We start from the raw sequence: 549 nt of genomic DNA, 5'->3' as shown, positions 1-549 counted from the left end.
GATGTCTTTGGTCGCTTGATCCATAGAACCAGATACGTCCATCAAACAAAACATCACGGCTTGGCTAGAAGGGACTGGTCGTTTTTCGTAGTTTTTAAAACGTAAATCGAAAGTATCGATGAACGGCACATTTTCAATTTTCTTGCGCAGTTCTTCGATTTCCTTTTTCAGACGATTTTCTTCAAGTTGTTGTGCTGGCTCAATATTTTTGATGCGAGTCAACTCGTCTTCGAGTTCTTTAAGAAGTCGCTTTTTGCCTGCAGTCATGGCGGTTCGACGAGCTAATGACTGCTGCAATGAACGAATAACGGAAATGTTGGAAGGGATCCCCGCGGTTTGGAAACCTGCTCGGTGAGTTTTCCATTCCGTAATTTTAGCGATTTGATTTTTTTCTAGATTCGGTAGCTCTAAGTCTTCAAACAGAATATCCAGGTATTCGTCTTTTGAAATTTGGAACACAAATTCATCTTGGCCTTCGCCATCTGGACTCGCATTACCTTCACCAGAGCCACTGCCTTGACCTCCACCTTTTGGACGCTCGATTTTATC

General features: G+C 42.8%; 1 protein-coding gene. It reads right to left on the bottom strand.

Annotated features, from left to right (window positions below; all coding sequences use genetic code 11):
* The coding region (locus R8O10_RS26965) for a DUF444 family protein (protein ID WP_318192192.1) at window positions 1-549 on the bottom strand (549 nt) is incomplete at both ends.

It is taken from the genome of Vibrio sp. 1727, assembly GCF_033344415.1.
GTDB lineage: Bacteria > Pseudomonadota > Gammaproteobacteria > Enterobacterales > Vibrionaceae > Vibrio > Vibrio alginolyticus.
The sequence above is the reverse complement of the archived record's forward strand: the minus strand, read 5'-3'. Positions and strand labels throughout refer to the sequence as shown.